The organism is Flavobacterium sp., assembly GCF_043720215.1.
Classification (GTDB): Bacteria; Bacteroidota; Bacteroidia; order Flavobacteriales; family Flavobacteriaceae; genus Flavobacterium.
Map to the genome: position 1 here is coordinate 1 of NZ_JAYSSZ010000209.1, position 8547 is coordinate 8547.

Sequence of the window (8547 nt, forward strand, 5' to 3'; positions counted from 1 at the left end):
TTAGATTATTACGAAATTCCGAACTAGAAACCACTTTGTTTAAAGTATTGATGGCTTTCTCGTCGGCAAAGTGTTTGTTACGTAAGACATCATAATAATACGCAAATGTGAAAAGTGATTTTTCGTTTTCAGTATTAATTTTTTTCTCATAAATGGAAATGATATCCGATAAGAAAAAGTGTTCGGTTTTGTATAATAAAGTATTTGAATTACTTGTGTTTACTTGGTCATTTATCTTTTGAATAAAAATAGAATCTTTGTTTAACTCTTCACAAATAGTAAGTAACGAAGTGTTTTCCTTTTTTAATTCTTGGATAAATTCTTGATTAAAAAAAGTTTTTTCATGCGTCATTTCACCTTCAATATATTCTTTGATGGAAAGGAATGATTCTTCGAGAATGGATATTGGATTACGTTTTTTCAAAATTAATGCTTTGTGGATTTAGACCTGACAGGTTTTTAAAACCTGTCAGGTCTTGTTTAAGATATCATCATCTGATGTACAATTTCTTTATATAATTTTCTATGGTCTTCGCCATACTCGTTCCAAGCCAATCCCATTTCGCGTAAATCGTACTTTGCTACAACGGTTCCATAATCTTTTTTGTCTCCGTTTATGGTTGGATGCCCAATTACATAAATAGATTGCGACAATTCGATAGCGAGTTTTATATCGTGTGTCGAGAACAAAAGCGTGTTGTATTCTGAAGTTTCGCTAAGCAAATCGAATGCTTTTTTTACTTCTTCAATGTTTCCTACATCTAAACCAGAAAAGGGTTCATCCATAATAATAAAATGGTCAGACGAAAACAGTTGTTCGATAATGGCTGTTCGTTGTCTTTGACCACCCGAAAGTTCGTTCGGATATTTATCGACACAAGTTTCTAATCCCCATTTATGAATGTAGTCTTTTATTTTTTTGTCTTTTTCAGTTTGTGATAAAGTCGATTTTCTGAGTGCAAATTGCAAGGTTTGCGTTACGGTTTTATGTCGGAAAAGCGTGTATTTTTGATCTACAAACCCAATATCGCCTTCCTTAACAGGTTTGGCAGCATTTTCTTCTTGGCTAGCAAAATCTTTGATTAATATTTTCCCTGTTTTAGGTTGAACCAATCCAGTTAAAGCTTTAAAAAAAGTCGATTTTCCTCGTCCAGATCGTCCTACAATGGCAATGGTTTGCCCTGTATTTTCGACACCAGCTCGCACAACATCTTTTTCAATTAGACTTACATCTTTAATAATTATTTTATCATCGTAAGCGATGCTTAGATTTTCAACATACAAAAGTGATTCTTTAAAACTATGGCTCATAATTATATTTTTGAATATCTGAATACTGATTTTCTTAAGAAATTAATCCCAAAATCTAACCCCAAACCGATTAATAATATAATGATTTGTAAAGCAATTATCCTGGAATGGTTCGAAAATTTATCAGAGTTTTTTATTAAAAATCCTAAGCCTCCAGCGGCTGCAAGAGTAGATTCTACGGTTACTAACATCATCCAAGTAATGGCAAGATTCTGACGAATTACATCGATAACATAATCTATTCTGCCTAAGATAACGACTTGCCAAAGCACTTCCCAACGGTTGCATTTTAAAGTTTTGGCATGATCGAATTCTTCTTGAGGTATTGATGATACTACTGAAATTAGTGAAGTGGTTAGAAACGTTGTTAAGAAAATAACCAAAATCCAGATTTGCATATTTCTAGCCTCGTGAATGACTAATGTGATGTACAAAGTTAATCCAGCCAGAGGCAAAAATCTAAATTTTGTAATTAATTCGGAAATTGGTTTCAATAAAGGAATTGGCCAAGTATAAGCAAAAAACATAGATATAATAATGGCAATAAAGATGGATAGAAAACACAGTTTTAGTGAATTAAAAATATGTACTACCAAACCTTCATTAAACAATTGAGTAAATCCATCGAGTACTTGTGTGGGTGAAGGAAATAGGTGTTTTTGTCCCATTGTTCCAACAAACCAAAGTGCCAATATCAAAATAATCCAAGCCACTAAAATAATCGTTTTCTTAGATTTGGATATTTGTTCGAATGGTGTAAAAAGTTGTTTCATTTATTTAATATTAAAGGTGCAATGGGACATAGAAGCAAAGGGACAAAGCCTTTGAAACTTTGAACCTTTGCTACTTTGAACATTAACTTTATTTCAAGAACGTAATTACCACACGTCTGTTTTGTGATTTTCCAGCTTCAGAAGTGTTGTCTGCAACAGGTTCTGCTGCTCCTTTTCCGTCAATCATTTGGAAACGAGATTCTGGAATTCCTTTGTTTTTCAAATAGTTTACAATGGCTTGTGCTCTGTTTTTTGATAAAGGAATATTAGCTGCATCGCCACCAACATTATCAGTATGCCCCACGATTGTTAATTTAGAATTTTCAGCTTGGATTAACAAGTTGTAAATTTTCTCTAAATCTTTAGTCGAGCTGTTTTGCACAGAAGCACTTCCTGAACCAAAGATAATTTTCCATTCGCCAGAAGCCATTACCTCTGTAGATTGTTTGCTATAATCAGCTTTGTCAGCCGATGTCGATTCAATATCATTTATATTTTTAAAGAATGATAAATTTACCGCATCTTCGTAAGAAACTACTTTTCCAACATTTTCGTTAAATCCAAAAGGATTCAACTCAGTTAGATATCCAGAAACTTGATTGTAAACCGATTTGTATCTGTTTACACCATCTGAAAGTCCAAAATATTGCATTCCGTCAGCATAATTAAACACTTTCGATCCACCCATATTATACGTTAATCCGTTTTTTGTTCCTTGTTGTCCTTTGAACATTTTGTACCAATAATCAGCTGTTTCCATTTGATACGTATCGGTTACCGCTTCTGATGCACGAACCATCCAATCGTCATAATTCTTCATTTGATTTGAAGCTGTTAAGGTCGATTTTAAAATATTAGATACAATTTCAGGGTTTTTAGTAGCCCATTCTTTTACTCCAATTAAAACAGCTGGCATTTGATTGTTGAATTCTTTTGTAGAAACAATGTCTACAAAACCTGATAATTTATCGAAAACAGTTTTGTCTCCTGGCGTCCAAGTAGCACAACCGTCAATTTTTCTGTTTACTGTTTTTCCGGTTAATTTTCCGTTGTTTACTTCTTTTAGAGCAACTGTCCAACCCGTAGTTTGTGATTTGATTAATTCTTCTGCCGATTTGATATAATCATCATTTTCAGATGGATAAATATTTACCGCTTCTGCATCATAAGTTGCAGGGTCTGGATTTACTTTTAATCCATTGGCAAAACAATAATTAACAGTTGTTACCCAGTCTCCGTCACCTAAAACAGCAGATATTAAAGAACCTTTCATCGATTTTGGATCCGATTTCCAGCTTGGTGGCCCGATTAGTTTGTCTTCACCATAACTCATCCCAATGGCACCCATAACTTGTAGGTGGTATTTGTCTTTACCATATTTTTCGTCCAATGATTTTTGAGCCGAACTGATATAAAATGGAGCTCCGTCGCCCATAATCATTATCCCAAAAGCACTTTTATCTGACGTTGGAAAAGCTTCTCCTTTATCAAATTCTTCAATAAATTTCATTTGCATATTACGCAATTCTGTTAACCAGTCTTGACGAATGATTTCTAGATTTACGCCATTTTTTTCCATCAATGAACCCTTAGTGGTTTTTGGCCCACCATTAGCAACAATAATTCCCGAAGTTGCATTCCAAGCATAACCGGCAACTCTAACAACTGGTTTACTACTTACTTCAGATGAAATGCTTTTCGACGGAAGTCCTATTTTTTCAGCATTAGTAACATTATTTACATCAGTACTATTTAGTTCAATACCTGTAAGTTGTTTAGAAACTGCTGTCTTAATCCCTGGAGATATAAAATAAATTGCTCCTAAAATTGCTCCAATTCCTCCAGCTACAATTAGCAATTCTGAAAAAGTGGTTAGCTTTGTTGTTCTTAAAATTTTTCCCATTTTTATTTGAAATTTAGTCTTGTTTTTATGTTAATTCGAAAATTGTGTATTAAAAAATATCTCCAAAACCACCTGCATTCAATTTGTCATCTTTACTCATTTTGTAATTAGGACTTGAATATTTTGTAGAATCTGGAATGGTGCTGTCACCTGTTTTTATTTGGTCTGCCAAAGAATCTAATCTTGAATATAATTCGTCATTATCAACTGAATATTTAGATGTTAAAGTATCAATATCCAAAAGGTTCTCCGATGTTCTAGCAATATCTTGTGCAATGGTCGATGTAACTACTTCTAAAGCATAATCTAATTCCCAAGACTGGGTAAACATCATCGCACTTTTAGCACTTTCAGTGGCTTGTTTTGCGTTTTTAGCAAATTCGTATTCTTTACGAAGCATGGTGATTGTAGTGTCAAAATCGGCAATTTTTATATCTATTGCAGTTCCAGCCAAGGTTAATTTTCTATCCATTTTTCCTAACACATTGGCACGAACACCATATTTTTGAGTAAAGTTTTTGCTTTGCTCGTATTGGTTAGAAATTCGTTGCGAATCGCTTAATTTTCTAGCTAATTCGCTTTGCAAGGTTACATATTCGTCAGTATCTTTTGCACCAATTCCGTTTTGTTTTACCATTTCGTCCATGGCCGATTTTAATTTTTCCGACTGGCGTTGTAAACTTAAAATATCGTCTTGAAAAGTTTTAGCTTCTTTTTCCGATTTGCTGGCTTCAATTTCCATTTCGGTTTTTAAGCCTTTTAGTTTTGCTTTGGTGGCTTTAAAAACTTCACGGTTTTTAATCATCTTTTCCTTTTGTTCTTCTAATTCATTAAAAGGATTACTGTGTATTAACGCTTTATGAATATTTTTTGTTGCAAAACGCAAACCTTTCATAATTACTGGATACATCATCACCAAGAAAACAAGGAAAACTCCTGTTGCCGAAATGGCGATGGCTTGTCCTAACATGGTAAAAAGCGGCGGAAGTATATAAGTCCATGTTAAATAACCCAATCCACCCAATAATCCTGCAGCTAGAATCCAGAATAATGATTTTTCTCCTTTTTTGAGTGTGTCTTTGCTTAAAGCAATTTCCCCTTTCGACTCGTCGAAATGTTTAAGAATTGGTAATTCTGATAAAGCGGTTTTTTCTTGTTGGTATGTTGACATGATTATAAATATTGATTGATTCCTGTAACTACAGTATTAATTGATTCTAAAATTTTGTGTTTGGCTAAATTATTGGCTTCTATTTTGAGTTGAATTTCGGCAAACATTTCCTTATTATCTAAATCGATTCTTGCTAATTCTGCTTTTTTAGCTTCTACTTCTTTTTGAAGTTTTGTGATTTGAGTTTCTAAATCGGTAATGTTTTTAGAAAGATTGTATTTTTGAGTTGTAATTGTATTGTTTAAATCTTTGTTTTTTGAGTTTCCGGTTGAGTCGTATTTTGAATAAACTTTTTCGATTTCGGAGATATAAAATTTCGATTTTTCTAACAAAAATTCTTTAGATAAATCGCTTTTAATTGTTTTTCCCATTGTAAAAGCCATCTGATAACTCTGCGGATTTGTTGGTCCAACTGCCATGACTGATTTGTACATTTCAAAAAAATCGAAACCTTCACTATTCAATCCTTCAAAACCACGGTTGTAAACATCTAGAATTTCGTTAATAAAAGGATTGTTAGTGTTTCCAACAGGAACTGAATTTACAATTGTATTGGTTTCAGGAAATTTAGTATCGTTTGTGTTTACGGCTGCTTGTGTTTTGATTTCTTCTTTTGGAGCAGATGCATTTTCATCATTCACAAAAATGCTTTTCCAATTAAAACTTTTTTCGGACATTGGTTTTTTATTAGTTGTTTACTTCAGTTATACGTTCTAAAATAGAAAAAGTTACTATTTTAAAATTAAAAACTAAAAATAGTTATTTTATCAACATGAATTCAGATTTTTTTATGTCAATCCTTCTTCATCTAGAATTTTCACAAAATGAAAGCCTTTTGGGCCAAAACCTTGATTATAAAAGAATCGATGCGCTTTAAAATTATGTGTATAAGCATCTAAAACTATGTTTGTACAACCAAAATCTAGTGCTTTTTGATTTACATAATCTGTTAATAATTTTCCAATCCCTTTAGAACGATAATCCGGATGCACAATAAAATTATCAATTTCTAAATATTTTCCTGACCAGAGTTTTATACCAAACCAACAGCCGGTTATCCCGATACATTTTTCATTATCAAAAACGGCTATTTGAGTATAATTGTGCGGAATCATTTCCTGAAGATACGATGCGTATTTTTCGATAGTGAGTTTTGGATACAAAAATTGTATCATCTCAAATTGAGCTAACATTTCTTGAATTGTGGTGAGTTCTTTTGTTTGCAATGTAAAAGAAATTAGTTTTAGTAAAAATACACAAATTTTCGTATTCAAAAAACAAGTACATTTGCTTCTTTTTTATAAATTCACAATGAAAGTTTATTCTATATTACTTACCTTCTTTTTGTTTTCAACAGTTTTATTTTCTCAGGAATATCCTGAAACTAAAAAAACGCCTAATACAATTATAAAACATAAAATTTCTTATCAAGATGATTATTCTTGGTTAGAGAATATGCGATCTGATGAGGTTAGTAATTGGGTGGATAAGCAAAATGAATTTACTAACAACCATTTGTTGGAAGTAAACAAAACCTATTCTTTAGTTTCGAAAATAAGAGAATACGATACGCGAACAACGTATAGTTTGCCAAATAAAATTGGAAAATATTTCTATGCTCGTTATCGTAAAGACAAGAAGAAACCGGCTAGTTTATATTTCATGAAATCGTTAGATGATGAACCTGTAGAAATCGCAAATCCAAATAAGATTTATCCTGAAAGCAATGTTACCATAAGCGGTTATTATCCTTCTAAAAACTCTTCAAATTTAGCCTACAAAATAAGTATTGATGGAAGTGACAAACAGGAAATCAGATTTGTAGATTTATTTAAAAATAAGAATTTAGACGATGTTTTAAAAAATGTAAAGTTTTCTAATGTTTCGTGGAACAAAGATCGCGGTATTTTTTACAAACAAAATAGCAACAAAGATTTTTTTGCTCAAGATTCTACTTTTAAGTTGTATTATCATAGAATTGGGAGTTTACAAGATAATGATGAGCTTATTTTTGACACTACCAAAAGCGGAAATAATGTTAGCTTTTTTACATCAATCAATAAACTTTTTGTTATAGAAACAAATAAAACAGATGGTCTTAAAAATTATTATTATAGTGATTTAGATAATGACACTTTTAAACTTAATAAATTTATTGAAAACGACGATTCCGATTTCGAATTCATAAATTACTATAAAGGCAGAGTCTATTTTACTTCCAAAAAAATGAATTGGGGAGACATTCGATCCTTTGATATTCAGAACAGAAAAGACGAAAAAACGGTTATTCCTCAAATTTATACTCATTTATTAGATCACACTTTTTTCTCAGATGATTATTTAATTTGTAAATACAAAACGCTTGGCAAGTATTATATTATATTCTATGATTATGAAGGAAAATTAATCCGAAAAATAGAAGTTCCAAACGGAATGGACATAGAATTCATTAATTTTGACAAGGAAACTAAAGATTTTTATTTTGGTGTTCATTCCTATACTTTACCTTTTCGAAACTTTAAAGTAAATATAGAAACAGGAAAGGAGCAACCTTTTTTTAGTTTAGCAAACCCACCAAAACCGACACTTTTTCCATTAAATTATTTTGAAACAAAAATTATAACCTATAAAAGCAGAGATAATGTAGATATTCCTATCACAATTATCTATAAAAAAGGACTTCTGCTTGATGGAAAAAATCCAACATTATTAGAAGCCTATGGTGGATTTGGATCAGTAAGTTCACCTAATTACGATACGGGCTTGTTATATTTCCTTGAAAAAGGTGGCGTTTTTGCTTACGCAGAAATTCGTGGTGGCGGAGAAAAAGGAGGGAAATGGCATGAAGATGGAAAAGGATTAAAAAAAATGAATTGCTTTAATGATTTTATAGATGCTGCCGAATATTTAATTAAAGAAAAATATACTTCGTCAAACAAATTAGCAATCACTGGTGCCTCGCAAGGCGGATTATTAGTTGGTGTTGCAATTACAAAAAGACCAGATTTATTTAAGGTTGCTATACCAAAAGTTGGGGCTTTCGATATGATTAATTTCGATTTATTTACAGTAGGAAACCGTCATTATAGAGAATATGGAAATGTAAAAAACGAAGCCGATTTTGTAAACTTGTTAAGTTATTCTCCTTATCATAATGTAAAAAAAGAAGAGAATTATCCAACAACATTAATAATTACTTCCGAAAATGATGATAGAGTACCGCCACAACATTCATACAAATTTGCTGCTGCATTACAAAACAGAACGACTCAAAAAAATCCAATTTATATAATGACTAGTCCTAAATAATCGATACAGATTATTAGACAAAAATAGATAAATTAAACAGCACCAAAAACGTTTTTGGTGCTGTTTTTAGTTTTATAGGT

General features: G+C 31.8%; 8 protein-coding genes. 1 reads left to right on the forward strand and 7 read right to left on the reverse strand.

Annotated features, from left to right (window positions below; all coding sequences use genetic code 11):
• The 7 genes from ACHZC3_RS09575 to ACHZC3_RS09605 all read right to left on the reverse strand — a co-directional run.
• Positions 1-424, reverse strand: a 424-nt coding sequence (locus tag ACHZC3_RS09575; protein WP_394759639.1) for a hypothetical protein, incomplete at its 3' end; no start/stop codon positions are given.
• Between the two features lie 56 nt (positions 425-480).
• Positions 481-1311, reverse strand: a complete 831-nt coding sequence (locus tag ACHZC3_RS09580) for an ATP-binding cassette domain-containing protein (RefSeq protein WP_394759640.1) — start codon at positions 1309-1311, stop codon at positions 481-483.
• A 2-nt stretch (positions 1312-1313) separates the two neighbouring features.
• A complete protein-coding gene (locus ACHZC3_RS09585; protein ID WP_394759641.1) occupies positions 1314-2084 on the reverse strand; it encodes an ABC transporter permease in 771 nt (256 codons plus the stop codon).
• A gap of 88 nt (positions 2085-2172) precedes the next feature.
• Positions 2173-3987, reverse strand: coding sequence for an OmpA family protein (locus ACHZC3_RS09590; RefSeq protein WP_394759642.1), 1815 nt, complete (start codon positions 3985-3987; stop codon positions 2173-2175).
• Between the two features lie 49 nt (positions 3988-4036).
• A complete protein-coding gene (locus ACHZC3_RS09595; protein WP_394759643.1) occupies positions 4037-5158 on the reverse strand; it encodes a hypothetical protein in 1122 nt (373 codons plus the stop codon).
• 2 nt (positions 5159-5160) lie between these two features.
• On the reverse strand, positions 5161-5835 hold the full coding sequence (locus tag ACHZC3_RS09600; RefSeq protein WP_394759644.1) for a hypothetical protein: 675 nt from the start codon (positions 5833-5835) through the stop codon (positions 5161-5163).
• Between the two features lie 111 nt (positions 5836-5946).
• Positions 5947-6351: a GNAT family N-acetyltransferase gene (locus ACHZC3_RS09605; RefSeq protein WP_394759646.1), complete on the reverse strand. Its 405-nt coding sequence runs from the start codon at positions 6349-6351 to the stop codon at positions 5947-5949.
• Between the two features lie 118 nt (positions 6352-6469).
• Between ACHZC3_RS09605 and ACHZC3_RS09610 the strand changes: the two genes are divergently transcribed.
• Complete coding sequence (locus ACHZC3_RS09610) at positions 6470-8467, forward strand: prolyl oligopeptidase family serine peptidase (RefSeq protein WP_394759645.1); 1998 nt, start codon at positions 6470-6472, stop codon at positions 8465-8467.
• The last annotated feature ends 80 nt before the right edge of the window (positions 8468-8547 follow it).

What these genes read in the sequence shown, in the direction of transcription:
- ACHZC3_RS09580 (WP_394759640.1), bottom strand. Translation starts at nt 1,311, where the DNA reads ATGAGCCATAGTTTTAAAGAATCACTTTTGTATGTTGAAAATCTAAGC.
- ACHZC3_RS09585 (WP_394759641.1), bottom strand. Translation starts at nt 2,084, where the DNA reads ATGAAACAACTTTTTACACCATTCGAACAAATATCCAAATCTAAGAAA.
- ACHZC3_RS09590 (WP_394759642.1), bottom strand. Translation starts at nt 3,987, where the DNA reads ATGGGAAAAATTTTAAGAACAACAAAGCTAACCACTTTTTCAGAATTG.
- ACHZC3_RS09595 (WP_394759643.1), bottom strand. Translation starts at nt 5,158, where the DNA reads ATGTCAACATACCAACAAGAAAAAACCGCTTTATCAGAATTACCAATT.
- ACHZC3_RS09600 (WP_394759644.1), bottom strand. Translation starts at nt 5,835, where the DNA reads ATGTCCGAAAAAAGTTTTAATTGGAAAAGCATTTTTGTGAATGATGAA.
- ACHZC3_RS09605 (WP_394759646.1), bottom strand. Translation starts at nt 6,351, where the DNA reads ATGTTAGCTCAATTTGAGATGATACAATTTTTGTATCCAAAACTCACT.
- ACHZC3_RS09610 (WP_394759645.1), top strand. Translation starts at nt 6,470, where the DNA reads ATGAAAGTTTATTCTATATTACTTACCTTCTTTTTGTTTTCAACAGTT.